Annotated in this window: 23 protein-coding genes; 6 read left to right on the top strand and 17 right to left on the bottom strand. The window is 58.8% G+C overall.

The window, feature by feature from the left end; translation table 11 throughout:
- The first annotated feature begins 113 nt into the window (after positions 1-113).
- From SH664x_RS13615 to SH664x_RS13600, 4 genes are all read left to right on the top strand, one after another.
- Positions 114-1001 (top strand): YdjY domain-containing protein, encoded by an 888-nt coding sequence (locus SH664x_RS13615; protein WP_437201767.1) that lies wholly within the window; start codon positions 114-116, stop codon positions 999-1001.
- Between the two features lie 248 nt (positions 1002-1249).
- Positions 1250-2068, top strand: a complete 819-nt coding sequence (map, locus tag SH664x_RS13610) for a type I methionyl aminopeptidase (protein WP_437201765.1) — start codon at positions 1250-1252, stop codon at positions 2066-2068.
- A 286-nt stretch (positions 2069-2354) separates the two neighbouring features.
- Complete coding sequence (locus SH664x_RS13605) at positions 2355-3074, top strand: glycosyltransferase family 2 protein (RefSeq protein WP_437207232.1); 720 nt, start codon at positions 2355-2357, stop codon at positions 3072-3074.
- A gap of 908 nt (positions 3075-3982) precedes the next feature.
- Positions 3983-4891: a DUF1559 family PulG-like putative transporter gene (locus SH664x_RS13600; protein WP_437201763.1), complete on the top strand. Its 909-nt coding sequence runs from the start codon at positions 3983-3985 to the stop codon at positions 4889-4891.
- A gap of 260 nt (positions 4892-5151) precedes the next feature.
- Here SH664x_RS13600 and lptB read toward each other — a convergent pair whose 3' ends face one another.
- From lptB to SH664x_RS13565, 7 genes are all read right to left on the bottom strand, one after another.
- Entirely contained in the window at positions 5152-5931 is a 780-nt protein-coding gene (lptB, locus tag SH664x_RS13595; protein WP_437201761.1) for an LPS export ABC transporter ATP-binding protein, read from the bottom strand.
- Positions 5932-6087: 156 nt separating this feature from the next.
- A complete protein-coding gene (locus SH664x_RS13590; protein ID WP_437201759.1) occupies positions 6088-7119 on the bottom strand; it encodes an SMP-30/gluconolactonase/LRE family protein in 1032 nt (343 codons plus the stop codon).
- A gap of 104 nt (positions 7120-7223) precedes the next feature.
- Positions 7224-7925 carry a PTS sugar transporter subunit IIA gene (locus tag SH664x_RS13585; RefSeq protein ID WP_437201757.1) on the bottom strand — a complete coding sequence of 234 codons (702 nt, stop codon included), beginning with the start codon at positions 7923-7925 and terminating at the stop codon, positions 7224-7226.
- A 156-nt stretch (positions 7926-8081) separates the two neighbouring features.
- Positions 8082-9068, bottom strand: a complete 987-nt coding sequence (locus tag SH664x_RS13580) for a sugar phosphate isomerase/epimerase family protein (protein WP_437201755.1) — start codon at positions 9066-9068, stop codon at positions 8082-8084.
- Positions 9069-9290: 222 nt separating this feature from the next.
- The gene (locus tag SH664x_RS13575) at positions 9291-10385 is read right to left on the bottom strand and encodes a DUF3500 domain-containing protein (RefSeq protein ID WP_437201753.1); all 1095 of its coding nucleotides are present in this window, start codon (positions 10383-10385) and stop codon (positions 9291-9293) included.
- A gap of 195 nt (positions 10386-10580) precedes the next feature.
- On the bottom strand, positions 10581-11384 hold the full coding sequence (locus SH664x_RS13570) for an endonuclease/exonuclease/phosphatase family protein (RefSeq protein WP_437201751.1): 804 nt from the start codon (positions 11382-11384) through the stop codon (positions 10581-10583).
- Between the two features lie 260 nt (positions 11385-11644).
- On the bottom strand, positions 11645-11926 hold the full coding sequence (locus SH664x_RS13565; RefSeq protein ID WP_437201749.1) for a hypothetical protein: 282 nt from the start codon (positions 11924-11926) through the stop codon (positions 11645-11647).
- A gap of 124 nt (positions 11927-12050) precedes the next feature.
- On the opposite strand from SH664x_RS13565, the gene bshB1 reads away from it, so the two are divergent.
- Complete coding sequence (gene bshB1 / locus SH664x_RS13560; protein WP_437201747.1) at positions 12051-12758, top strand: bacillithiol biosynthesis deacetylase BshB1; 708 nt, start codon at positions 12051-12053, stop codon at positions 12756-12758.
- Between the two features lie 1097 nt (positions 12759-13855).
- Here the strand turns inward: bshB1 and SH664x_RS13555 are convergent.
- From SH664x_RS13555 to SH664x_RS13525, 7 genes are all read right to left on the bottom strand, one after another.
- Positions 13856-15301: a tetratricopeptide repeat protein gene (locus SH664x_RS13555; protein WP_437201745.1), complete on the bottom strand. Its 1446-nt coding sequence runs from the start codon at positions 15299-15301 to the stop codon at positions 13856-13858.
- A gap of 429 nt (positions 15302-15730) precedes the next feature.
- A complete protein-coding gene (locus tag SH664x_RS13550; protein WP_437201743.1) occupies positions 15731-17326 on the bottom strand; it encodes an amidophosphoribosyltransferase in 1596 nt (531 codons plus the stop codon).
- Positions 17327-17660: 334 nt separating this feature from the next.
- The gene (locus SH664x_RS13545; protein WP_437201741.1) at positions 17661-17846 is read right to left on the bottom strand and encodes a hypothetical protein; all 186 of its coding nucleotides are present in this window, start codon (positions 17844-17846) and stop codon (positions 17661-17663) included.
- Between the two features lie 484 nt (positions 17847-18330).
- Positions 18331-18636 (bottom strand): Dabb family protein, encoded by a 306-nt coding sequence (locus SH664x_RS13540; protein WP_437201739.1) that lies wholly within the window; start codon positions 18634-18636, stop codon positions 18331-18333.
- 123 nt (positions 18637-18759) lie between these two features.
- Entirely contained in the window at positions 18760-19500 is a 741-nt protein-coding gene (locus SH664x_RS13535) for a CvpA family protein (protein WP_437201737.1), read from the bottom strand.
- Between the two features lie 267 nt (positions 19501-19767).
- Complete coding sequence (locus SH664x_RS13530; protein ID WP_437201735.1) at positions 19768-20985, bottom strand: argininosuccinate synthase; 1218 nt, start codon at positions 20983-20985, stop codon at positions 19768-19770.
- Between the two features lie 376 nt (positions 20986-21361).
- Entirely contained in the window at positions 21362-22228 is an 867-nt protein-coding gene (locus SH664x_RS13525; RefSeq protein WP_437201733.1) for a sugar phosphate isomerase/epimerase family protein, read from the bottom strand.
- Positions 22229-22503: 275 nt separating this feature from the next.
- Between SH664x_RS13525 and SH664x_RS13520 the strand changes: the two genes are divergently transcribed.
- Positions 22504-22953, top strand: coding sequence for a hypothetical protein (locus SH664x_RS13520; RefSeq protein ID WP_437201731.1), 450 nt, complete (start codon positions 22504-22506; stop codon positions 22951-22953).
- Between the two features lie 30 nt (positions 22954-22983).
- On the opposite strand, the gene SH664x_RS13515 is transcribed toward SH664x_RS13520, so the two are convergent.
- The 3 genes from SH664x_RS13515 to SH664x_RS13505 all read right to left on the bottom strand — a co-directional run bounded on the left by SH664x_RS13515 (position 22984) and on the right by SH664x_RS13505 (position 24912).
- A complete protein-coding gene (locus SH664x_RS13515; RefSeq protein WP_437201729.1) occupies positions 22984-23241 on the bottom strand; it encodes a hypothetical protein in 258 nt (85 codons plus the stop codon).
- 348 nt (positions 23242-23589) lie between these two features.
- Positions 23590-24213 (bottom strand): imidazole glycerol phosphate synthase subunit HisH, encoded by a 624-nt coding sequence (gene hisH / locus SH664x_RS13510; RefSeq protein WP_437201727.1) that lies wholly within the window; start codon positions 24211-24213, stop codon positions 23590-23592.
- A gap of 399 nt (positions 24214-24612) precedes the next feature.
- On the bottom strand, positions 24613-24912 hold the full coding sequence (locus tag SH664x_RS13505) for a hypothetical protein (RefSeq protein ID WP_437201726.1): 300 nt from the start codon (positions 24910-24912) through the stop codon (positions 24613-24615).
- Positions 24913-25239: the final 327 nt, after the last annotated feature.

The following is a 25239-nucleotide window of genomic DNA, read 5'->3' as shown; positions in this document are numbered from 1 at the left end:
AATGGCCTGTGCTCCTCACGCGGAAGTCAGCCGTTCACCGCACGAATGGTTCGCTGCGTGGCACAGGCAGGAGCACCTGCTCTCAAGGTCAACCTCAAACGCGGAAGACAGGCATGCGTCAACTCACTTGTGGACTGATTGCGGGAGTCGTGCTGTGGGCGTGCGCCGGGAATCTGTCGGCGGAAGATCCGAAGGCAGCACCGATCGCTCTGAATCCCGAAGGGACCGTCCTGCTCGATCGCGAGCACAAAAAAGTGCTGTTGAAAACGACCGTCTGTCTGCGGGTCGGCGTGCTTGAAATGTTCCTGTGTCCCAGCAAGACGAAGGAGCATGAATCGATCCTGTCGATCGATGCCAAAGCGGCGGTGATTCATGCTGCGCTATTGGCTGCGGGTGCCAAACCGGGGCGTCCGGTCCGCTATCAGCCCAAATATCAACCCCCTCTCGGTCAGCAGATTGACGTCTATGTGAATTGGATTGATGAGAACAAGAAGCCGCAGCGCCGCCGCGCACAGGAATGGATTCAGTCGGCGACTCGCCGCTACTTCGAAGTCCCTCTGGAATCGGTCCCGGCGGGAGTCAAACTGGACGAGGGTGATGACTCACTCCGCTATGACACGATGAACAAGCGCCTCCTGTGGTTTGGAACCCTCTCTGCGGAGCAGAAGAAAAAACTCGACGCCATGAGTGACAACGACGATTACCGGAAGGCGGTGCAGCAGATCTTTGATGAGAGTCAGCCTCGACAGATGCAGGCGACGTTCGTATTTGCGGGGAGCAGTTTCCGCAAGCTGGAAGATGGCCGCGAGGTGTATCTGGCCGAGGTCGGCAGCGTCATCTGCGTCGCCAACTTTCCCGATGCGATGATCGACGTCAACATCGAGAGTACCGCCAGCAACGACTCCGGACTGCTGTTTGAACCCTGGACGGACCGGGTTCCTCCCCTCGGAACCGAAGTGACGGTGGAGTTGATTCCTGTCGAAGACAGAGGGACGAAGTAGCAAGGAGGGGGCGGCCATTTCCCGTCAGTGCCGCCACTTGTAACAGTCCTCCGGAAAATCGGGGCTGTTGCGGTCGAGCCAGTGGGCTGATGGCCGGAGGCGGGGGCCCATCGATTCCGGCTGGACCACATCAGGACAGCACGACTGTCGTTCTGTGGAAGATTCACCCGAACCCTTTTTCGAGTCCGCGGCGAGGCTTGCCGATGTGGCTTTCTCCAGTCAAAATGGAGTGGCTCTGGAGTTCGCCGATGAGACGATTGATCCCTTTCCGCAAGCAAAACAAGCTCCCACTTTATCAGAGTGAGGAGGAACGCAACGGTTTGCGTGCAGCCGGGCGGTTCAATGCCAGGCTGATGGATTTTCTCCGACCGCACGTGCAGGCCGGGATCACCACGAACAAGCTCGACCAGCTGGCAAATGCCTTTACGCGGGATCACGGGCACACTCCCGCCTGTCTGGGATATCGCGGCTATCCCAAATCGATCTGCACGAGCCTCAATGAAGTGGTCTGCCACGGCATTCCGGACGACCGGGAATTGCGGGATGGGGATATCGTCAACATCGACTGCACGAGTATCGTCGACGGATGGTACGGAGATTCGTCCGAAACATTTCTGATCGGCGAGGTCTCCCCCGCAGCCCGGAAACTGGTGCAGACTGCCTTCGATGCCCTGTGGCTCGGAATCGATTCAATCGAGCCGTACAGCACGGTGATCAAGATCGGCACCGCCATCTCCCGGCTCGGCCGGCTGCACGGTTATGGAGTCGTCGAAAATTTTCAGGGACACGGGATCGGCCAGCGATTTCATCAGGAGCCGGGAATCCCTCACGTTCCGAGTCGGAAGAGTCGCCGCGACGTCATCGCTCCCGGGCTGTCGTTCACTATCGAGCCGATGCTGAACATGGGAACGGAAAAAACGGAGGGGCCTTTGGATGATGGCTGGACGGTCATCACCGCCGACGGCTCCCTGTCGGCGCAATTTGAACACCAGATTCTGATGACGGAAGAAGGCCCGGAGATTCTGACGCTGACAGAGCACGGCCCCCAGCGGGGCCACCAGTTCTAGAGCGTTTTGACTTTTGATTGCCCCGTCCTCGCCATGCGGATGGAAGCCTTTCGCCGTACGAAACGCTTTTGGCCCGGGGACTGAAACGAGCAACCTGCACTGGAACACCAGGGCCCGCGCAGCCACCAGAATTCGCGAGCTAGATTTTTGACTGGGCTCCCTCATATCCGGCCAGCTGGGGGCCATTTCCACCACAAGGATTCCCGTGCCGACCGAAACCCCCACTGCCGCGAATCTGACCGGTGCTGTCCCTCCCGCGCAGCGTCCCCTGCGCGTCGTCGGCGTGATGCCGGCTTACAATGCCGAAGCGACGCTCGAACGGACACTGGCTGATATTCCTCCCGGATCGCTGGATGAAGTGATCCTCGTCGATGACTGCAGCCGCGATAACACGGTGAATCTGGCGCGGCGACTCGGGCTGACCGTCATCACCCATGAAAAGAATCTCGGCTACGGCGGCAATCAGAAAACCTGTTACACCAAAGCACTGGAGAGCGGCGCGGATATCGTGGTGATGATTCACCCCGACTATCAGTACGACAGCCGTGTTGTTCCAGCCGCGGTCGAGATTATTCGTCTGGGAATCTGTGATGTGGTGCTCGGCTCTCGCATCCGGACCCGTCACGAGGCATTGGCCGGGGGGATGCCCGGCTGGAAGTACGTCGCCAATCGCTTCCTGACGACGACCGAGAACATCGCACTGGGGCAGAATCTCGGTGACTTTCATAGTGGGTTCCGGGCGTATCGCCGGGAAGTGCTCGAGACGATTCCCTGGCAGAACAACACCGATGATTTTGCGTTCGACAGCCAGTTTCTCGCGCAGGCGGTCTACTTCGGTTTCAAACTCGGAGATATTCCCGTCCCGGTCCGCTACTTCGACGAGGCCTCGAGTATCAACTTCAAACGCTGCGTGAAGTACGGCTTTTCCACACTCTGGGTACTGGTGCAATTCTGGCTGGAAAAGCTCAAATTGGTCCGGCAGCCGATTTTCGCTCCAAAATCGTGATGAGACGGCGTGCAGGAACCGAATGAGGAATTGAAGGTCCCTCGGAAAAACTGCACAAGAGTCCCAGGTTTCCACTTCCAATTGTCCGGTTTCCTCCTGACAATTGGTGCGGCCGGAAGAATTTGCAAAAACGATTGCACTTGCTTTTGCATAGCAGTATCATTTGCTCGTGCGGAAGCTGGTACGTGATTTGCCAATTCCTCAGGGATAACCTGATCTACGGGGTGCGTGTTGCAATTCGCAGCGAAATGGTTGAACTGGACCGCAGCGATGGCGTCTTTCGCCATGTTGCTCACAGCTCAGCTGTTGCACTCCCCGCTTTCCCATCACCATTGCTCCAGCTGTCGCAATGCGGTGAGTAACGAAGGTGGTTCGGGAGAACAGTCGCAGCTCGACGAGGGGTCGGAGCAGCACGCCGCTGCACATCTGGCGGGCTGCCGCCACCATCATCATGCCGGGCACAGCCATTCTGCTGCGAAGGAGAAGTCAGCACCGTCCCCCTGCTCTTCGGGTCAGTGTCCAACGGAAGATTCCGGGAACGCTCCCTGCAGCGATGATTGTCAACTCTGCGAATTGCTCGCTCAGGCAATTCAGCCATTTGCCTTTCAGGTTGAACTCTGTGGCGATGAAGCTGTCGCCCGCATTCCCGAGGCTGTCGAGCAGATCTCGCCGCGCAACCGGCTGGATGCTCTCCATTTGCGCGGTCCCCCTGCCACGTGCTGAACTCCCGTGCCGCTGTTTTCTGCGGAGCAATTGTGTCTGAAAATCCGTGAACAGGTTCTGTTTGTTCCGGCAATCGGGCAGAAGGCTACGTACTGAATAGTGGTTGCGGCGCAATCCGTATTGGCGGGTTGCCAGTTCTCAGCTGTTGTCCGGAATCATTCTTTTGAGAATCAGGGACTGTTCTGATGCGCGCCTCTTTTCGTCGCGGATTTACGTTAATTGAATTACTGGTCGTGATGGCAATTATCGCTGTCCTGATTGCCCTGCTGTTGCCCGCAGTCCAGCAGGCCCGCGAGGCAGCTCGCCGCAGTCAGTGCAAAAACAACCTCAAGCAGATCGGGTTGGCACTCCACAACTACCATGACACCCATAACGCCTTCCCGCCGGGCTGGATCGGCGTCACCAACCGCGCTGCCAAGTTTGACGGGGAAAGTGGGTTCAGCTGGGCCACTCTGGTGTTGCCGTATCTGGACCAGGGGCCGCTTTACAAATCGCTCAGATTCACGGAGCCGATGGACAGTGCACACAACCGGCTGCTGTTGAATCAGCCGCTGACTGTCTTTCGCTGCCCTTCGGCAATCGCCCCGGCGGTTTTTGAGTCGGAAGACCGGAATGAAGAACCACTGGAGTTGTCCACCTCGGATTACGTCGCCATGTTCGGCACGGTGGACCCCCATGATTGTGAGCGTCTCCCCGGGAATGCCCCGGTCAACTCGCGGGGGCAGTGTTTAAGCGATGGGATGTTTTACCATAACAGTGCCGTGTCGATGCGGGACATCACCGACGGGGCCAGTAACACGCTGATGATTGGGGAGCGCATCGGCGGGGCGATCGATGAGCACGGGGACATGACCTATCCCACCTGGGCTGGTGCGTTACCTGAAGTGGAGCACGCCATTGCCAGCGTCATCGGGCATGGCGGACATGCTCCGAACCGGAACGAACATGCAGAGGACTTTGGCAGCTTTCATTCAGGGGGAGCTCAGTTCACCCTGGGAGATGGTTCGGTCCGCTTTATCAGCGAGAACATTAGCACCGCGGTCTTCCAGGGGCTTTCCACGATCAGCGGTGGCGAGCTGACCGGAGACTTTTAGGCAGTGGGAATCCCGCAGCGGCCATCATCGCCCTTTGGATCTCCCAGATGCGTGATGGTCGTTGCCGACCTGCGGGAGTTTGTCGCGCGCAGTCGCCGTCAACTCTGTGAACTCGGGGGAACGCGTCCGTGCACCGCGTTCCCTTTTTTTATGAAGAGTGCTTTCTCTCGATTCGCCCGCGCAACACGGTGAGCGTGTTGCGCTGCAATCAGATGGATCTCGGCCGTCCAGTTTCGACCTGCAGGAGTTCCCGGATCAGATCAGGCGGCGCGGTTCCGCTCGTTCCGGAAGTTCGACTTCTCTTCAATGATCGAACCCGCATCAAAGCGTTTGCCGAAGTACTTGTCCTGGGCTTCCTGATTGTTGAGGACCGTCTCGACATCGCCACTGACGAGCACGCGGCCATCGCAGATAATGTTGCTGCGGTCGGTGATCGTCAGCGTTTCGCGTTCCCGGTGGTCGGTCAGCAGAATGGAAATTCCGGAGTCGCGCAGCTCCCCGATGATGTCCTGAATGTCGTTGATCGTGGTCGGGTCGATCCCGGTGAACGGTTCATCCAGCAGGATGATGCGGGGCTCGCTCGACAGGCAGCGGGCGATTTCCAGTCGGCGTCGTTCTCCCCCCGAGAGGGTGGAGGAAATCTGCTTGCGTTTGTTCGTCAGCCCGAACTGGTCGAGCAGACGATTCATGCGGGCGACCCGGTCCTTGCGTGACAGCGGGAGGAATTCGAGGATCGCGATCAGATTCTGTTCGACCGAAAGCTTGGTGAAGATGCTCTGGTCCTGCGGGAGATACCCCATTCCACAGCGGGCCCGCTTGTACATCGGCCAATGGGTCACGTCTGTCCCATTGAGGAGCACCCGGCCTTCGGTCGGGGCAATCAGACCGCAGGCCATGCGGAAGGTTGTCGACTTCCCGGCGCCGTTAGGACCCAGCAGACCGACGATCTCGCCCGGATTGACGTCGAACGACACCCCCTGCACCGCCCGTTTTCCACCGGGGTATACCTTGACCAGTCCGTGGCATTCGAGAATCGACATCCGACGTTCCTTCGTCTGTATTTTGCGACGGAACACTAACGCAAATCAGGAGATCGATTCAAGGCCGATCCCCTGATTGCGGGATGTGAGAGCGAGCCTGGAGAAAATCTGAACCCGTTTCGGATTCGGAGCTTACGGCCGGGAAAGACTTGCTGTCTAGTCGTGCGGTGTCGTTTTCCGTGAGGTCGTTTTTGTGGGAACACGGCAGACGTACGTATCAGAAGTGAAATACAGAATGTCCCGGTTCGGTCCGCCGAACGTGCAGTTCGAAATGCGTTCCCCGGTAAAGATGTTCCCCAGCAGCTTCCCTTCGGGAGTGAAGATGTAGATTCCGCCCGGCGCAGTCACAAACAGGTTGCCCTGCTTGTCTGCACACATGCCGTCGAAACCGCCAATCCTCCCTTTCTTCGTCAGCGCGGTTCCATCGAAAAAGATTCGACGATTGCTGAGTGTGCCGTCAGCGTTCACGTCGTAAGCCAGCCAGCCCGAGCTGTCGGAGGCCGAATAGGTGACATACAGCGTTTTCTCGTCGGGCGAAAATTCAATTCCGTTGGGGCGGGCAATGTCCTCTGCGAGCAACGTCACCTCTCCGGCGGGCGTCACCCGGAAGAGACCGGTGAATTCCAGCTCGCGTCGCGGGTCTTTCTCTTTCTGCGGCAGCCCCCAGCACGGATCTGTGAAATAGAGGTCGCCGTTGGATTTCAGCACGCCGTCGTTAGGACTGTTGAAGCGCTTGCCCTTGTAGTTGTCTGCCAACGTCCGTTTTCCGCCGTCGGCAGTCAGATACGCAATGCGTCGGTCTCCATGCTCACAGAGCAGCAGACGTCCCTCCTTGTCGAGGAGCAGACCATTCGACCCCGGCTCGGGGGGATAGTCCACGACTCCCGTGTAGCCGGAAGGCTTCATGTACAGACGGGCCCCTTCTCCTTCCACCCACTTCATGACCGCATTATTGGGGATGTCCGAAAAGAGGAGATACCCCGGTCCCTCCTTCTGTGGAACCCAGCACGGACCTTCCGTCCACGTAAAACCGCCGGCGAGAACTTCGATTCTGGCCGCGGGATCGATCAGCGTTTCCAGCTGTGGATCGTCGACCCGGATTCTTCCAATGGTCGGCAGATTTTTCGTGTCCTGGGCAGGGAGCAATGAAATGTGCGTAACGCTGGTGAACAGGAGCGCGCAGCTCATCGCGATTCGTCTCATCGGTCAGGTCCCCAAAACGTGTTGGACAAACTGGTCAAGGCGACGATACCAGTGACGCGAGGAGAGCAGTTCCCTCTGCCGAAGCTGCTTCAGTTGAAACGCTGTTCGGCAGCCAGAACCACTTCATGCGCTTCGGCACTGGTCTCCGCCGCACGCAGCAACGGAAGAAAATCGGGAAGTTGAATCAGCCGGGAGAGACGGGCCAGCACCTGCAGGTGCGCCTGTGTGTCTCTGCAGAGGATCAGAAAGAAACAGTCGGAAAGCGAGTTGTTGGCTGCGCCGAAGGGAATTCCTTTCTGGGTTCGTCCAAAAGCGATCAGGGACTCTCCGATGGCTTCAGGGAGTGGATTGCGCGGATGCGGAAAGGCGACGCCGTTGTCGAAGGCGGTGGAGTGCAGATTCTCACGCTCCTGCACCGCTTTCAGCACGGTGGCAGGTTCCCAGAGTTGCCAGGTCCGTCCGGCCACTTCGACGAGGCTTTCCAATACCGATCGTTTCGTCCGGGCTTCCAGCGGCACCTGTACCAGTTCCAGCTTGAGGAGGCTGCTGACCGGGATGTCGTGAGAGACATCGGGTGAATAGTGCGAGACCTCGATGGCAGCCAGCTGGCTGTCGGAATAGTCACGCATTTCCTGTTCGAGCCACTGCGTAATTTCCGCAGCGTGAAACTGCCACTCCGTTCCCCGCTTGTGTGCCGGGATGCGTCCGCGGGTCGCTAACCGTTCGATTTCGCGTCGGTCACGACCTAGCTGCCGGGCGAGGTCGTCGATCGAGAACCATTCATTGGCCATGCTGCAAGATTTTCCATGGAGGCTAAGGAGGAGGGTCCCCCGCGACTGGCATCAGGAAGGAATTGTGCCCGCAATGGAATCAGCCGCCGCGGTCGTCCGCTCCAGCATGATATTCCTGAACTTGCTTCGGGGCCGTCTGTCAGAGCCGGCAATCCATCAGTCTCGCCCCTCGGCTTTTTCAGAGGCCGCGACTTTGGCTGACAAGACGTGTCGTGCATCCAGGCAACGACGCATTAAATCGCGGGGGGCCAGTTTCCACAAGTCTCGGGACCAAACTTCCAGCTCATACCAGCCGGAGTATCCCGAATTCTCAAAGGCGTGAACGACGTCTGCCAGGGGGATCTGTCCTTCCCCCGGCAGCAGGCGATCATTCTCATGGCGTGGCGAATCGACGCAGTCGGCCAGGGACACGAGTCCGACCCGCGAGGTCAGGCTCGGAATCAGCTCCAGCAAGCCGACTTCATCACAGAGATGATAGGGGGAAAAGGCCAGCTTCAGGCGGGGATCGCCCACACGCTCGAGGACTTCGAACGCATCGTCAAGAGTATTGATGAACGACCAGCTCTTGGCGAAACAGCTGTGCATCGGTTGCAGAACCAGTTGCACCTGATAAGTCGCTGCAAGTTGCACCAGTTCTCGCAGCGCGGCACAAACCAGCCGCAGTGCGTGCGAGCGAATGTGTCCTGCCAGGGGCCCCGTCACAATTGTGACCGCACTTGCCCGCAGCTGCCCGGCCGTCCGGATGACGCGCCGAGCTTCTTTTAAAGACTCATTCAGAGAATGCCCATGTTCTCCGGTGAAGCCTCCAATCCAGCCGAGGCTCGAGACCGGCACTCCCGATTCCTGAATCTTCCGCATCGCCTTGCGCAGCCCAGCCTCCTGCAGCTTCCGCCAGTACAGGCCGACGCCCGCCACGTGATTGCGGCGGTACTCATCCAGGTCTTCCTGCAGGGACCAGGGGAGAGTTGTGATCTGGTGCACCGCCAGCCGCTGTGACCATGAGGCGTGACGTCCCGGTGCTGCCGGGGGGCAGGCGGACGTCTGTGAGATGGCTAGCGGGTGTGCGGATGTTGCGAGAAGCTCGGAACTGGTGAAATCTGCTGTGGTCGCAATCCAGGCTTTGTCAGACTTCGGATCTTCCAAGGGTGGCCCTCCTGACTCACCGGGAAACAATGAATTCACAGTTGCTCCTGCAAACGAAATAGCGAATGGCAGACACAGCCCCGGCAAGAGCTATGAGAGATGAGAGGAAGAAGTGATCAAAAAAACGACTCGAAAGCAGCGCCAGGCCTTTCCTGTCCGAGACCTGTCGAAGCAACGGCCGTGAGGCATCGACAGGAGGAGAGGACCGGCTGGCGAGTCAGGCTAGCCGTTGGTGTTGGCCGGCAATGTCGGGTCGTCAGCGACATTGACCCAGACGTGCACATGGGGAGCGCCGCGATAATGCCAGACAAACGAAGGCCCTTCGATGCGCCAGATATCCCACACGCCATCGTTGCCCAGATCATCTTCCTGATAGAACGAAATCTTGCAGTCATCCAACCCTCCCTGGGTTTTGAGGCACTGCCGAGCGTCTTCCTGATCGGCCACGCGGTAAGGTTCGAGCAACAAGGCCAGAACTTTCTGAGCATGTTCTTTCTGATCCCGAGACAATTCACTGATCAGCAGACCATCACGTTTGGCTGCATCACTCCGGAAACCGACCTCGGTTTCAATTGGCGAAAACTTCACCAATGCCTGTTCGCGTTGCTTGCCGTCCAGCATCTGGTAGAGCCGGTTGGCTTCCACTGCCTGAGGCCAGAACACGTTTCCTGGATGATTCGGCAGCTCGTTAAAGGCGTCGGGCGAACCCTTGGATGCATGACCATAGAAGATTGGTCCACCAAATGCGACATGGTCGGTGGTGTTTCCGTCACAACGGACCGTTAAATGCCGGCCGGTCATCACGAATTCAAAGCGATCACTCCCCGGCTTGCCGAAGATGGCAATCGTCTGTGACTTGCCGTAGCCGCCCGCGTCATCGCGGAGTTGCTGCCGGATGCGGTCCGTCCATTCCGGGTTGTAGAGCCCATAGAAGATCGCCTCGATCATCTCCTGCTGGTCTTTGCTGAAAAATGGACCGCCGACATGCAGCTTTTTGTGATCGGTAATGTTCCAGTTGGCGGCGACGAATGTTCGCAGCAGGCCGCGATCTTTGGTCTGGTGATCCCAGTCGAAGCACAACTTCTTGTGTTGTTCGGGGGTGAACGAGAGATAGAGTTGTTCGACCAGATTTTCGGACGATGCCCCCTTCGTCTGCGAGCCGGCCCGGGCCGCTGTGGCCGGCAGACCAGCAGTCAGTCCTGCAGCCAGCGCACTTCCTGATGTGACTTTCACGAACTCACGACGGCTGACCGCAGCGCGTCGATCGACCGTCGTGTCCAGAGGATCACACGCAGGACACTCACGCTGTTCAGACATGTTCCTGACTCCGGGGCAGCTGAAAGGGACGGACAGGTGCCGTGTAGTATGCCGCTGGTGACTCCGGATTGCCATCATCCTTTCGAGATTTTCATCGGCTCAAAAAATTCCCGCATGAATCAGACTTGCGAGCCGAGAGAATTCTGCTTGATGTGTGTCAGGCGACAGCAGGCCCTCATTGCCCCGGGGAGGGAATCACTTCTCTGTTGCGGGCGTCTCTGGGAGCAGTTCCAGCACCGTGAACACCGGCCGATGATCCGAGGCCAACAACTCCGGGATCGTCCGGGCTTCGAGAATTCGCCAACGGTTGAGCGGTCGAGTGAGAATATAGTCGAGTTGCAGTCGCGGCTTTCTGGCTGGAAACGTCCTCATTCGGGGAGTCACCGCTACCTGCCATTCCTTACGCAGTGGATTTGCAATGTCGGCATCGGGAGAGGCGTTGAAGTCTCCTGCAAGAATGATCGGCCGCGCAGGATGTGTCTCGACCAGTTTGTTGATCGCAGCGATTTGTGCGTGCCGATTCCGATCATCACGCACGGCATCAAGGTGCGTCACCATGACCGTCAAGGGGGCCTCGAGCTTCGGAACCTGCAATTCCACTTCCAGCACATTGCGGGGTTCAGATGGAAAGACTTCGGGCAGGGGATGGATACGCTGCGCGACGATTGGAAAACGGGTCAACAATGCGTTGCCGTAGCCCCCTCCCTGGTAGTCCAGAGTCTTGGCGAAGACACCTTCCAACTGAGTGGCCTGCGACAGGACCTGAAGTTGGTCAACTTTGCCGCTGCGATTGGTCTGCTGGTCCACTTCCTGCAACGCGACGATATCGGGCGCACATTCCTGAATGACCTTGCCGATCCGCTCCAGATCGATTTTGAGGTCCTCCCCTTCTGCGTGATGGATATTGTACGTCAGCACCCGTAACTGCACGGAGGGGGGCTCAGCCTGCGCCTGTGAAAAAATGACCAGGAAGATCACCAGGGAAATACCAGATCTCATCACGTCTCGGTCCTGCAGAAAGGCGGACTGTGGATTCAAATCCGTACGCTCTGAGAAATACCTGATTCGGCTGCGGGAATCGAGCTGAAAGTGGGCCGCTCGGTTCCGTCACCGCGCACTGCGAGCCCCGTCTGACCAAACGGATCAATCCACCCAGGGTGCCTGCGGATGGAGAATCAGACGGAGTAGAACGCATTCACGACGCGATCAGTGAGACGGTCTTGAGAGATGAACAGTGTCGTTCCGTGATGGGGTGATGATCAGTCTCCCACGCCCAGATTGCGTTCGATGTCTCGTGCCCGCTGCGACATAAAGACGTTGCGCAATCCCAGGGGATCGTTCACTTCTTCCCGTGTGTACTCTGCCCGGGTGATTGTTCCTGCTTCCTGAATCCAGGGATCGCTCGGTTCATCGGCAGGGCTCTTGCTGGCATCGGGATCTCCCAGCCAGGAACTCTTCATTGCGGTGCGGCCGCCAAAAGACTGGCAGCCGGAGAGGACCGCCACCAGGCAGGCAGCGGTCCAGATCGGACGAAAGGACATATCGGTTCCCTCCCAACGAATGTTGGTTCGGAGATGTGAGCAGGCGGGGGCAGGTTTTCAGGGAGGTGCAGAGAGGATACAACGGGATATCGCAAATCCATTTTGACAGGTAAAGGTCATTTCAATGTCTCCCCCTACCGACCCGCTGGATCTGCTGGTTGTGGCTCCTCATCCCGACGATGCAGAGCTCAGCGTCGGCGGCACCATTCTGAAGTCTGTCGCGCAGGGCTTGCGGGTGGGTGTCCTGGAGCTGACAAATGGAGAACCGACGCCGTTTGGCAGCCCGGAACGCCGCCAGCGGGAGACAGACGAGTCGACCCGCATTCTCGGACTGAGCTGGCGTCATCAGCTGGGCTTACCGAACCGCAAGCTGGAAAACACGCTCGAAGCCCGTCGGCAGCTGGCGGGGGTCTTCCGGCAAGTTCGGCCGAAAGTCATTCTGGCGCCATACTGGCAGGATGTTCATCCGGACCACGTGGCGGCCAGTGCGCTGATCGATGCGGCGCGGTTCTGGTCAAAGCTCTCGCGCACCGATCTTCCGGGAAACGCCTACTATCCGCCGAAGATGTATTACTTCTGGAGCATTCACCTGAGGATTGTCGAGCAGCCCACCTTCGTGGTGGATATTTCGGAGTTCATCGAGCAGAAGCTCACTGCCATAGCTTGCTACCAAAGTCAGTTCACAGAGGGACGAGTGCTTCAGCATCCCACCGTGTTCGATGACATTCGCGATCGGGCGCGCTACTGGGGATGGGCCATCCAGAAGTCTTATGGAGAGCCGCTGCTGAGCCGGGAGACGATCGGCATTTCAGACCTGCGCGATCTGGTTTGAAGCATTGCCGGGCTTCACACACACCGCCGGCATTCGATCGGCCATCTCTCGGTGAATGCCAGTCGGCGGGCGGGTCTGTCGGACTGGGTTGTGGTCGGCGATTCCCCTTGAGGGGGGCATTCGACGTGTGGCATTCGACGTGTGGCTGTCGACGTGTGGCTGTCGACGTGTGGCTGTCGACTGGTCGATACCTCCGAGGCAAATTGCCCTCTTCTCGCCCCGGAGGTATCTCGCAGTTTGTTTCGAGCAGGTTGTGCTCTCGATCGCTTCCGACCTGGGGTGACAGGCATCGTTGGCAAATCACTTCGCGGCGGAACCGCAGCGATCACAAACCAGAATGCATCAGGCTGGAGAGAGCGGAGCTCTTTTGGTTCGCGGCAATTGCTCCATTGTCTGGGAGGAGCTGCGATGGAAGACAAACCGCATGTTGCAGTGGTGGCACTCCAGTTCAGCTCCGATTCGCTCCGCCTGCAGGAGAATTGCGTCAATCAGACGGTTTCCACACAAGCCCCCGGCCAGATGGATCGGCTCACGGCATTTGGGGCAGACGAGCGGCAGAGGGCGACCCGAGTTTCGTTCGGTGGGCTCTCCGGGTGAAACGAATTGCGTGTCCATTCGCTCGAGCGTGTTGATCAACATGGGGAACACCTGCTTCATCATGAAGTGGATTCTGACGGAACAGCGGTGTTTTCGCGACTGGAGTGACAGACACGTGTCACAGTTGTTTCAATGAGTGCCCGGTTTTCGGGAACTTGGTCTCGCTTTTCGTCAAATCGGCCCTACCAGATCGCCCAGAGTTTGAATGTGAGACGGATGGCATCAGAGCCCAAGGATTGGGGCAATTGAATGGCCCGCCCTCGTCCCGCAGATGTCACCAGGTCACCAGTCGAAACGCCTGCGGCACAGCACTGGAAAGGGGAATCGACCCTCAGGATGACGAAGTGTCACACCCCCTCCGGAAAGTAAAAAGCCACCGCATGTTTCCTGCGGTGGCTTCGGGATTCAGCTGGCTTGTGATTGACCTGTCCTCGGCTCGCAGAAGTGCGTGATTTCCTCACGGGGAACGCCTGCGACACGGGGGCTGACAAGAGGCAACGCTATCGGACCGCGCCTTCAGCTTTCTTGATGCCGATCATCGCGCCCCGGTAGGCCGAGAGCGCAGGCAGTTTCTTCTGGATCGCCTGTCGCCAGTAATTGACCGCATCAGCTTCGCGCCCGCGACGTTGCAGCTCGTTGCCGATGAAGTAATACCCTTCGCAAAGCTGTGCTGCCCGGGCGTTTTCATCCGTCGGATGAATGGAATTCAGCAACTTGGTGGCGTCGACCTGTCCTAGCTGGAAGAGAATCAGGCTGTCCGGCCAGTCACGCGAGCCTTCCGGTTTGGCCAGGGCGGCCTGGTACGGAGCCGGGTTGGGCTGACCATTCGGACTGGTGCGGATCTCGCACGCCAGCTTCCACGGTTCGAGGAACCGCATGCTGGGCTGGAGCTTTAAGGCGGAATTGAATGACGCCAGTGCATTGGCATAGTCCCCGGCGAAAAACAGAGCGAACCCGAGATCAGCCAGCGGCATCGGATGGCCCGGAGCCATTTCCACGATTTTCCGGTAGTCGGTGAGTGATTCGGTGATCTTCCCCTGACTCATCCGGGCCTGTGCCCGCAGATTCAGTGCGCCCACCTGCGAGGGGTCGATCGCGACCACTTCACTCAATGCGGTTTCTGCCGTGGCGGGGTCACCATTTTCCAGATAGACGTAGCCGCGATTGATGTAGGCCGGAATGAACTTGTTGTTCAGCTGGATCGCTTTGGCGTAGTCGGCGAGCGCTTCCTGGCTGCGTCCGAGCGATTGCAGATACATCCCCCGGTTGTTGTAGACGACCGGATCTTCCGGGAACGCCTGCACGATCCGAGAATAGACCGCCACCGCTTCGGCCGGAGATTTGGCTTTCACCGCCACATCGGCGGTCATCAGATGGGCCGCCAGATGATTTGGAACGAGGCGGATTGCCTCGTTCAGATCGGCTTCGGCACCGGGATAATCCTTTAGCTGCATGTTGGCCTGAGCCCGCTGGAAAAACAGATTCGCCCGCTGCTCGGGAGTCAGGTCGTCGCGGTCGAGTTCTTTGTCGGCGACGGAGAGAGCCGTCTTGGCATGCGAAGGCTTGTTCTCAAGATTCGCCAGATGGCTCATTCCGTAGATATAGGGGAGATAGTATTCCGGCTTGCCGGTGGTCTTGCCGGCCCCTTCCGCGCCGATCGCATCGCGGGCATCGTTAATTCCCTCCCGCACGAGGTTCACATTGCCGGTTTCGATCCCCATTTCAACGCGGCTGCTGCCGCGCAGGTAAAGAGCTTCGTGGTCCTTGGGGCTTTGAGACAGGACCTTGTTCAGGATTTCGATCGCTTTGGAGAAATCTCTCTGTCGGTAGGCGTCATCCGCCTGGTCCTTCATGGTCTCCAGCGGAGAGGGAGCTTGAGCTGCCAGCGGGCTGGTCAACAACAGACAAAGGCACAGGCTCCACCAGCGAACACTCGCGCGCGACATCGAATTCCCTCCTTAAAATAGAAGTCGTAGAGGGCTGGTCGTACCGTAAAACGGCGGTTGAGTTCAAGCCCAGACTGGCAAACACCTCCCTGTCCGCCCGATCCTTGACCGGAGGGGCTCCCTGCCCGAGGTGGAACCGGCCCTGCCGATTTCCGGTCTGCCAGGGGATTTGGAGATTGGTTCGTCCAGGCCCAACCCGGGGATTCGCCCTCCTGATCCGCGCAAATCAGGCTGGGCGGGAACTGGAAAAACAAACCCCCTCCTGTTCTGAGAACGAGTCGGCGAAACCCATGAATTGCGCGTCCGGAGAGCCTGACGCGCAGAGTTCCGGTTACCGCAGACGACATGATCATCCAGACGACAATCGCCCGTTGGCCGTGGTTGCCATCGGAAGCAAACTTTGCCTGCCAAAAATGATTGGCGTGCCGCTCAGAGTCGCGCAGGGGGGAGTGCCGGCTCCACTTCTTCTTCCACCAGCCGACGCCCCTCATTAGCTGTCCCCACGTTTTTCAGGGAGAGCTGATAGAGACGCTGACCCGCTTCGGTCGGATAGTCTCCCGTCAGGCAGGCCCGGCACAGCTGATCCGGATCCTTATTGAGGGCCTTGGCAACCGAGTTGACCGGCAGGTAGCGGAGGGAGTCTGCGTTGAAGTGGGCGGCCATTCGTCGTTCGGCGTCCTGGTCAATGACCCCGCCCGCATTGATAAACCGGGGGGCAAACAGGTCACTGACATCCGGCATGTCGATGCCGTAGAAACAGGGGGCGACAATCGGCGGACAGGCGACACGGATATGAACTTCCGACGCTCCTCCCCGCTTGCGGATCTGGTCAACCAGCACCCGCATCGTTGTGGAGCGGACGATCGTATCGTCCACGAGAAAGACCCGCTTGCCTTTCAGCACTTCCGGCAATGGGATGTACTTCCGCTGCGCCTTCGCCTCGCGATCTTCGCTCTCGATAAATGTTCTGCCCAGAGCCCGGTGTCGCATGAGACCTTCCAGACAGGGAATTCCCAGTGAGAAGGCCATCCCTTCGGCAGCCGCTTTCGCGGTATCGGGAACCGGAACGACAATCGCGTTTTCCAGCGATTCCGATTCCTGGGCTGCCAGTTCCTCACCGAGAACCTTGCGGGAGAGGTACACGCTCTGGTTGTCGATGCGGCTGCAGACGTTGGCGAAGTAGATCCATTCGAAGAAGCAGTGCGAGTAGTGCACGCTGGGAGCGTAGCGCTCGATCCGCATTTCACCGTTCTCGATGAAGATGGCGCAGCCGGGGTCGAGATCGAGGACTTCTTCCGGCTCGAAGCCGAGATTGGTGAGGGCCACGCTTTCGCTGGCAGCTGCGAAGAAACCATCCCGTTCGGCATAGCAGAGGGGACGGAAGCCGAACGGATCGCGCGACACGAACATGCTGCCGCGGGCATTGAGAAATACGATGTTGTAGGCCCCGTCGAGCCGTTCCGAGACGCGGCTCAGCACGTCGCGGAGGTTGTTGTCAGCAGACTCCGAAATCTCCTGACTGAGCAGATGCATCAGCGTTTCGGTATCGGTTTCCCGGGCGAGATGGAAATCTCCCTGAGAACGGATTTCCGACCGCAATTCGGGATAGTTGGCCAGCTGGCCGTTAAAGGCGAACGAGAACCATTTCCGTTTTTCCAGATGGGTCCGTTCGAAGGGCTGAGCGTAACTGGGATCGTCCCGTCCGCAGGTGGCATAGCGGACGTGACCGATGGCGGCCGGGCCGTCGTGCTGCTCCATCAACCGGTCGTACTTGGCCTTGTGCCCCATGCGGAACACTTCGGAAACCAGTCCGACCTGCTTGTGGGTCAGCAGCAGGTCTTTTTCGAACGGCTTGTAGGTGGTCATCCCGGCCGCGAGCTGGCCGCGGTTCTGGATATCCAGCAGCATCCGCGGGATCAGTCGAGAAATTCGACCGGGTCCATAGGCCCTCGCGAGTGGGGAGATTCTGTCCTGCCGGTAGTGATACACAGCAGCAATTCCGCATTCGTGATGCAGTTCAGACATCAATGGTCGTCCGGTGACGGGAAGAGTGGCGCGGCGGGAGACAATCCAATTTTACCGGAGTGGCGTCTGATTGCCACTCGTCGGTTCGCATCCGAATAAAATTTCGGGGGCGCCGCAGCCACGATGCCGTTTCATTTTCGGGAAAAAGAAAACACCCCGAACAACGCCCGGGGTGTTTCGATTCCACAGGGGGCGAGCACCTTGCATCAGCCGGAACCGACCTGTCGTGGTTCCGTTGTCGTTTGCATTGCCCGGAGCCCCTGCTGCCTTCTCCGTCCCCTCCCTGCACCGTTTCCTGCCGGAACTCGGTGTGATGAAGGAACCTGCCGTTCGCCTACCGGCGGAACATGTCGCGGATGGCGGCATTCTTGCGGCGTTCCAGTTCCATCAGCCGGGAGAACGGGCCCGAGCGGGGAGCGGTGTTGATCCCGCGGCGATAACCGCGTCCGGCAGCCTGTGCGGGAATCGTGGTCAGCGCGATGACCAGCATCGCGGAGAAAATCAGAAAAGCACGCTTCATGGCAGCATCCTCTGCAGCGATAAAATTCGGTTTGAGACCGACCCATTCCTGATCGGACCGGTCGCAACATTTTTCGACAGGACCGGTGCGACCGCTTCGCAGGCAGCAGCCGAAAATCAGCCAGCTGCGGACACCTGTGCCTCATGAGATGCTACAGTTCGCGCACGGCAGACCACTGTCAGAGACCGCAAACTCTCGCTAATCCAACCGGGTGGACATGGGACGTCACGCGCCGCCATTTTCGCTCGTGCGGCCAGATTTCGATGGATTTTTTTCGCCGGAGCTGACGGGCGCGGAAAGCGTGAGTGCCTTGCGGTAAGAGTCACCTGGGTTAGCGGTAAACAAACCACCAGGCGAACCAGCAAAGCAGCGGAAACAGGGCGAAGATCACCGTCAGTGCGATCACATTCGCCCGTGTGTTATCCGGCCAGCGTGCCATGAGACTGATCCTGATCCGCCGGAGCGGGTCCGGCGCAGCGTTGTATCAGTTGCTGTAAGAGTCGAACACTCGGACCTGCTTCCAGGTCGGCTTGTTCCGCTCGATGAACTCCAGATGGCGGGGAGCGGTCTGGTAGACGTCGTGGGCGGCCTTGTCTTTGAAGACGACGGTCAAGGCGACGTGAAAATTCAGGTCATTGACCGGTCGGGTCAGATCTTTCACCAGTGGTCCGGCGGCGAAAAAGGTGACCCCATCATGCTTGTCGAGGTACTTCTGACATTCGCCGATCAGGTTCTCGATGGCAACGTCGGTGTCTTCGTGCAAGGTGAAAAAAACGTTGTGCACCAGCATGGCGGCTCTCGTAATCGAAAAGAGGAATGGAGTTGCAGGAAACGTTATCGCGAGGGGAAGGCCGCGGGAAGCGAAGCGGAACCCTCACGTTGCCCCCGGGCAGTTTCGTCCGGTGGGCCAGGGTCAGAACCCGCCGGTCCCGGAAGGTCCGCCGCCACCCCCGCTCCCCGGAATCGCGGCCCCTCCCGGAGGAGGGGCGACGGTTCCCCCAGCGGGAGCAGCGGTACCGGCTGCAGTGCCGGAAGCGTACAGCTGTCTGCGGGCGGCATAGCGAATCGGAAAGGAGGACCAGACCTGCCGGGTGCTGGCGTCCGGCGGCAGACTTTCGAACACGGCCCCGTCGAAAATGTGAGGCTGGCCGTCCAGCTGGGTGGTGGCGAGATTGTGCTCGGAGACGTACTGGGTGAACGCCAGCCATTGAATGTCGGGGGCCAGTCCGAAAAAGTTTCGGCGCTCGGGGGCGAAGCCCAGAAACTCACGTGATAAAGGGGCTACATGCAGCGAGGTGAGGACAATCGCCACGACGACGTAGCCGGTGGCCAATCCGCAGCCCCAGCGGGCCCCTTCATAAACCAGCGGGTGCACTTCCGCGTATGTGGGCATCAGCTTGTCGCCGAGGACACGCAGGAGGGAAACTCCCCCGGCGAACAAACCCAGCAGGGCGATGATGTCCCAGCAATGTTGCCACTGATACGACGTCAGCACGTTCTGACCGAGGAAGGCCGCCAGCGGCTCGAAATAGTTCATGGCGAACAATCCGGCCAGCAGGCAGCTGATCAGCGTAATAGCTGCTCCCCACGCCCGTTCGTTGGCGACCAGGAACGTCACACCACCGAGCAGCAGCAGGAGCAGGAGATCGATCATCGAGCAGGGTGCTCTTTCCAGTGCCCGCGCAGCCAGCGTTTCATCTGGCGAAATGCTGACTTCTGCGTGGCGAGGACGGGGGAATTCAATGTCAAAATGCTCTCACGTGGACCGCGTTCTTCGGCTCGGATGACGACGGCAAGGTGACGGCTGTGGCTGGGGAGCGAACCCCGCTCGGGCCTTTCCCTGGTGTGATCCTGTTCCTCCTCGCAGACTGTGGTCAGACAGGTCAGAGGAACAGGCCAGGGTCATCGCAGTTTCACTTTCTCAATAGGCCCGAGGACGGACACTTCCCTGAACCCGAAGGGGCAGTCCCATGATCCGCAGGAAGCCTTCGGCATCGGTCTGGTTATAATCGCCTCCCGCTTCCATTGATGCAATGGCTTCATCGTACAGGCTGTAGGGGGATTTGCGGCTGACCACCCGTGCGTTCCCCTTGTACAGCCCCAGCACGACTTCGCCGGTGACCGGCTTTTGTGCTTCCCTGATGAAGGCCAGCAGGGCGTCCATCTTGGCACAGTACCAGAAGCCGTAGTAAACCATCTCCGCGACTTCCGGGCTGATGCGGTCCCGCAGGTGGACGAGATCGCGGTCCAGGGTCAGCTGCTCCAGCGCCTGATGGGCTATGTAAAGGCAGGTCATGCCCGGGGCTTCGTACACACCCCTGCTCTTCATGCCGACAAAACGGTTTTCCACGACATCGATCCGGCCGACGCCGTTTTCTCCCCCGATTTTGTTCAGAGCATTGACCATCTCGATGGCGGAGAGCTTTTTGCCATTCAGTGTGACGGGCACCCCTGACTCGAATCCGATCGTGACCGTCGTCTCCACGTCCGGCGCCTGCTGCGGAGAGACCGTCATGCCAAAGTCGATAATCGGAATGCCGTCTACGGCAGGATCTTCGAGCTTTCCCGCTTCATAGCTGATATGCAGGCAGTTTTCGTCGGAAGAATACGGTTTTCGGGCTGTCGCTTTGACGGGGATGTTCTTCTTCTCGCAGTAGGCCAGCATTTCGGTCCGGCCGGGGAACTGTGTGCGGAACTCTTCCATCCGCCATGGGGCAATAATCTTGACCTTGGGGTCCAGCGCTTCTGCGGCCAGCTGAAACCGGCACTGGTCGTTCCCCTTGCCGGTGGCGCCATGCACAAACGCCACTGCGCCGACTTCACGCGCCCGTTGCAGACAGGCCTTGGCGATCAGCGGACGGGCGATCGACGTGCCGAGCAGATAGATGTTTTCGTACTTGGCCTGCCACTGCAGCACCGGAAACGCGAAGTCCTGGCAGAGTTCATTCTGGACGTCGACAGCGATCGACGATTTGGCTCCGATGTCCAGCGCCTTCTGGAGGATCGCCTTGCGATCTTCGCATGGCTGACCAAGGTCCACGTACAGGCAGTGAACTTCATAACCCCGGTCCATCAACCAACCGACCAGCACTGAGGTGTCGAGTCCACCGCTATACGCCAAAACAACTGAATCCGCCATGACTTGCCTCAAAGGAAAGAATTTTCAGATGCGAACCGGCAGAATGAGACCATTGCCTGTCGCGATGTTTGCGAAATCCGATGTAACCGATCTGCCGTCGCGCGGCAATCGATCGGGATGATTCCCGTTGAATGGTGTGTCTGCCCCTCCGGTCGCCGGGGGGAACCGCGTCGGTTTCACAATGATCCAAACGGAAGCGACGATAAAAAAAAGGCCCGGCTCTGATCGAAATCAGGACCGGGCGGAGTCGCGCGTCAGCTGGAGAACGCCTGTCTGAGGCTGATTGCTCTTCCGGGCGCTCGGGCCACGAGCGTTTCGTACGGTGAACGGCTCACGACCGCGTGGCAGCCACGGGGCAAGCCATTGTCAGACTGCGTTAGGACTTCATCAGCTCGTCCCAGGCTTTCCGGTTGTCCTTCATGCGGGCCACCAGATCGCCGGAGGTGTCATTGTCTTCAATCAGAGTCCACACCTGACTGGTCGGCAGGGTCTTCAGGTTCTGGAACAGCTCTTTCCAGGGGTAGTTGTCCTTGGTGAGGTCATGGATATGGACGGTGCGGATCCTGTTTTTCAGCAGGTCGAAATTCTTCTGGAAGCCAAGGCCTTTCAGGTCGGTCGGATTGCAGTTCCAGCAGGCCACCGCCCGCTTGTGATCGGCCACATCCAGGATCACTTTGGTGTTGGGCGGTTCCTGGGTCCCCTTGCCGTGCACTTCCAGCCGGATGTCCTGTCCAAACTGATCCGCGTATTCGCCAACAGTGCGGAGCGACTTCCCGATCTGCTCTAGTGTCGTTTGTTCGGGAACGCCTTTCGTGAATCCGTTCGGCCGCACCTTCACGCCGCTCGCGCCGATGTCGTGCGCCAGGTCGACAAACGCCTTGGTTTCTTCGATGTTCTTCTGAACGACCGCCGGATCGGCACTGTGGTATTCGCAGGTCGAGCCGAGACCGACGATGGCGACGGGGGAATCGGCGAAACGCTTCCGCACTTCCTTACGCTCGTGAGCGGTCAGCTTGAGTTCGACGCCGTGGGCATGTTCCGTACGCAGCTCAACCCCCGCGAAACCCGCCTCGGTGCAGTTTTTGATCAGTGTCGGAATATTCCAGTCTTTCGCCCAGTTATATGTCACCAGCCCCAGCTGAATCTTCGGAGTGTTTTCCGCACTCCAGCCCGTGCGGGCAAGCAGTACGGGGAGGGCCAGTGCGGATGTTGATTGCAGGAATGCGCGACGGTTGAGGGGCATGATTGGAACTCCAGAAGGTCTGGGGGTGGAATAAACTGCGGAAGCCCCGAATCATAGCAATCTACGGTGATGCATGGGAGGGAGCGGACTGGAATTCCAGAGTGCAGGCAGGTCGAAAATGACACTCGCCAAGAGGTTAACGGTTTCAGCACACGGCAGTTTGGTCGTCGTCGTCGGCACCGGGATCCTCGACACGCCGTTCTCAATGTCCGAAGATAGCCGGTCAGGCAGGACTGCTGCCAATCTGTCCGGACACGTTTTGACGATGGCTCGCAATGGAAATTCAGCAGCGGTATCAGCGGAATGGTGTGGAGTTCGAGTACCCGGAGCCCTGGGAGTTGACCGAAGAACCGCGTGACGGGGCTCTGACCATCACCGTGGGAGATGGGGGGGCGTTCTGGTCCGTCACGGTGCTGAAGCAGCGGCCGGAAGTCGAGGCTGTCCTCGACCAGGCTTGCGCCGCGTTTCGCGAAGAATACGATGAACTCGACGAATATCCGGCCCCCTGCAACATCGGCGGTGAGACCGTTGCGGGACGACAGCTGGAGTTCGTTTCGCAGGATCTGATCAACCTCGTGCAGATGGCTGCCGTCGAAGCGGGAGGAGTGACCCTGTTTGTGATGTCACAGGTGACCGATCACGAACGAGATCAGTTCGAATTGCTCTTTCAACGGATCAGTCGGAGTCTGCATCCCGCTCCGGATGAAAATATTCTCATCGGCTGAGCCGGCAGTCAGACTGCTGCCGCTGAATGTTCAGTGCTCGGATGTCCCGTTGCGTTCGCGAATCCGCACCGGAGCCGACTGCTGCCGGAGCTTGCGCAGACGAAAAGCCCACAGGGCGAGACCCGCTGCAAGGGCAGCCAGGACCAGGCATCCGTGAATCGGCTCCACGATGTAATGCAGAGGGGATTCGCTCGGAACGGTGCCGTGGCCGGGGTGTCCCCAGGCGATTGTTGTTCCGAACCAGGCTGCGCTGAATCCGGCCAGTCTGCCGCAGGTCACTCGCTTCATTCTGTTCCCCGATCCCTTCTGGAATGTCCCCGACACCTGCTCAGGCAGGCGAGTCCGTCAACTGGCGCGACTCGCCATTTGCCGGTTGATGGACCGGCATGACTCATGGTCGCAGGTCCTGCCAAGTATAGCCGATCCGGTTGCTCCCCGAATCCCCAGTCTTCCGGTCTCTGCCGAGGACGGTCGATTTTGCCTGCGAGCTTCGCCACTGTGGCCGCGTTGCGAAGGTGGTGAGATCGCTCCACACCTGGTCCGAAGGCTGGTTGCTTTGTCGGACTGCGACTGGCTCGCATTTCGGGGGATGAGTACGCCCCCTGCGCGGCATGAAGTAATCGACAGTCGCAATGCTTATGCCGTGGCGTGGACGAGCTCGGCGAAGTTCTGCAGCAGCCGAAGCCCAACCTGTTGACTCTTCTCCGGATGAAACTGCATGGCGACGATGTTGTCCTGGGCGATGATCGACGCAAAGGTCTGGCTGCCGTGGGTGGTCTGCGCTGCCGTCACCGCGGAATTCCGGGGGACGACATGGTAGCTGTGGACAAAGTACACGCTGTCTCCCGGTTCGATCCCTTGGAAGAGAGGGTGCGGAATGACCGGAGCGATTTCGTTCCAGCCCATGTGTGGAATTTTGAGTCCCGGTTCTGGGCGGAAACGGACGACTTCCCCGGCGACGAGGCCCAGTCCTTCGTATTCTCCGTCTTCATAGCTGCAATCGAACAGCAGCTGCATTCCCAGGCAGATCCCCAGCAGGGGCCGACCGCTGGCGACGTAGTCTCTGAGGGGGGAGACGAAGTCCTGCCGATGCAGTTCGTGAATGGCATCGCGAAAGGCCCCGACCCCCGGGAGAATCAGCCCCTCCAGTTGAGGGAACGACTGCGGCGAAGTCAGGATTTCAGCGGGCTGGCCGAGGTGTTCGAGGGCTTTCTGTACACTTCTCAAATTCCCCATGCTGTAGTCGATGATGCCGATCATATTTCTGTCGCTGCTGCTGCTGCTGGGGCACATCGGCGTGAGCAGGCCGATGTGACGGAAAAGAAAAACCGGACTCCGGAAAAGACCCGGACTCCGGTTTCAGGTTCTCAAGGAAAAATGCCGTCGTCAATTGGCCGAAACGCTTGGTGGGGTTCCGGTGCCACAGATTCAGGGAAGCGGATGCCTCCAGGAAGCAGACACCGGTCCGAAGTGGGATGTGTCCGGGTTCTGCGGCAAGAGTCGAATCGGCTGAGCAGGAGTTGAATCGGATCAATTGACAACAGATTCCGCGGTCTGCCGGCAATGGATGTTGGTCTTTGATCGCCCTGTCCCTCGCCCACGTCGCCAGCATTTTACTAGGCGAAATGCTTGTGCAGGCACTGGAAAGGGCAACCTGCTCTAGAATTCTTCATCAAGCTCGTAGGAGTCATCGTCGCTGTCGGATTCAGCGAGAGCTTCTTTGGGACCGTGGTCGTAGCAGTCGGAGTCATGCCACAGCGGGATGCCGGCAGCATAGCGTGCGGCGAGCATTTTGACTTTGTCTTCAGAGCCGGGCTTGGCACCGGTCGGCACGAGAGGATCGACACCACTGAGGTCGAAATCCTCTTCCAGAAACTCTGCGTCCTGTGAATCTTCGTATGACAGTTCTGTGCCAATTGCGATGTCGAGGTCAGGATTAACCTCGAAGGAAAACTCCATTAGTCAGTCTCCCCTCAACTGAGTTTCAAACGATCCAGAAACGGAAAATGTCCCCAATTCACAATTCGAGTCGCAATACCTGCAGGCCTCACGGGGATCCCTTCCCGTATCTTCCGACCGCTTCCCAGCAGAGACGGTTCGAGCCCTGTGCGGGCATCGAAGTCATGTTCCGGAAGTGTCACTGACGACCCAATCCATTCTATCGCCCGACAGAAACCCAATCCGGAGCAAACTCACCGAGATCGCCGAGCAAAAATGCAGCTCGGATTGCTCGTGTCTCAGGTGGTCACTTCAGGCTGGCGGGGCGGGGTCACAGGCAGCACTTAC

This window comes from Planctomicrobium aquicomposti (assembly GCF_051466325.1).
Classification (GTDB): domain Bacteria; phylum Planctomycetota; class Planctomycetia; order Planctomycetales; family Planctomycetaceae; genus Planctomicrobium.
Note: the sequence above shows the minus strand (reverse complement) of the source record. Positions and strands in the feature narration are given on the sequence as shown.

Excerpts from the sequence above, each read along its gene's own strand:
- SH664x_RS13615 (WP_437201767.1), top strand. The coding sequence starts at position 114 with ATGCGTCAACTCACTTGTGGACTGATTGCGGGAGTCGTGCTGTGGGCG.
- map (WP_437201765.1), top strand. The coding sequence starts at position 1,250 with ATGAGACGATTGATCCCTTTCCGCAAGCAAAACAAGCTCCCACTTTAT.
- SH664x_RS13605 (WP_437207232.1), top strand. The coding sequence starts at position 2,355 with ATGCCGGCTTACAATGCCGAAGCGACGCTCGAACGGACACTGGCTGAT.
- SH664x_RS13600 (WP_437201763.1), top strand. The coding sequence starts at position 3,983 with ATGCGCGCCTCTTTTCGTCGCGGATTTACGTTAATTGAATTACTGGTC.
- lptB (WP_437201761.1), bottom strand. The coding sequence starts at position 5,931 with ATGTCGATTCTCGAATGCCACGGACTGGTCAAGGTATACCCCGGTGGA.
- SH664x_RS13590 (WP_437201759.1), bottom strand. The coding sequence starts at position 7,119 with ATGAGCTGCGCGCTCCTGTTCACCAGCGTTACGCACATTTCATTGCTC.
- SH664x_RS13585 (WP_437201757.1), bottom strand. The coding sequence starts at position 7,925 with ATGGCCAATGAATGGTTCTCGATCGACGACCTCGCCCGGCAGCTAGGT.
- SH664x_RS13575 (WP_437201753.1), bottom strand. The coding sequence starts at position 10,385 with ATGTCTGAACAGCGTGAGTGTCCTGCGTGTGATCCTCTGGACACGACG.
- SH664x_RS13570 (WP_437201751.1), bottom strand. The coding sequence starts at position 11,384 with ATGAGATCTGGTATTTCCCTGGTGATCTTCCTGGTCATTTTTTCACAG.
- SH664x_RS13565 (WP_437201749.1), bottom strand. The coding sequence starts at position 11,926 with ATGTCCTTTCGTCCGATCTGGACCGCTGCCTGCCTGGTGGCGGTCCTC.
- bshB1 (WP_437201747.1), top strand. The coding sequence starts at position 12,051 with ATGTCTCCCCCTACCGACCCGCTGGATCTGCTGGTTGTGGCTCCTCAT.
- SH664x_RS13555 (WP_437201745.1), bottom strand. The coding sequence starts at position 15,301 with ATGTCGCGCGCGAGTGTTCGCTGGTGGAGCCTGTGCCTTTGTCTGTTG.
- SH664x_RS13550 (WP_437201743.1), bottom strand. The coding sequence starts at position 17,326 with ATGTCTGAACTGCATCACGAATGCGGAATTGCTGCTGTGTATCACTAC.
- SH664x_RS13545 (WP_437201741.1), bottom strand. The coding sequence starts at position 17,846 with ATGAAGCGTGCTTTTCTGATTTTCTCCGCGATGCTGGTCATCGCGCTG.
- SH664x_RS13540 (WP_437201739.1), bottom strand. The coding sequence starts at position 18,636 with ATGCTGGTGCACAACGTTTTTTTCACCTTGCACGAAGACACCGACGTT.
- SH664x_RS13535 (WP_437201737.1), bottom strand. The coding sequence starts at position 19,500 with ATGATCGATCTCCTGCTCCTGCTGCTGCTCGGTGGTGTGACGTTCCTG.
- SH664x_RS13530 (WP_437201735.1), bottom strand. The coding sequence starts at position 20,985 with ATGGCGGATTCAGTTGTTTTGGCGTATAGCGGTGGACTCGACACCTCA.
- SH664x_RS13525 (WP_437201733.1), bottom strand. The coding sequence starts at position 22,228 with ATGCCCCTCAACCGTCGCGCATTCCTGCAATCAACATCCGCACTGGCC.
- SH664x_RS13520 (WP_437201731.1), top strand. The coding sequence starts at position 22,504 with ATGGAAATTCAGCAGCGGTATCAGCGGAATGGTGTGGAGTTCGAGTAC.
- SH664x_RS13515 (WP_437201729.1), bottom strand. The coding sequence starts at position 23,241 with ATGAAGCGAGTGACCTGCGGCAGACTGGCCGGATTCAGCGCAGCCTGG.
- hisH (WP_437201727.1), bottom strand. The coding sequence starts at position 24,213 with ATGATCGGCATCATCGACTACAGCATGGGGAATTTGAGAAGTGTACAG.
- SH664x_RS13505 (WP_437201726.1), bottom strand. The coding sequence starts at position 24,912 with ATGGAGTTTTCCTTCGAGGTTAATCCTGACCTCGACATCGCAATTGGC.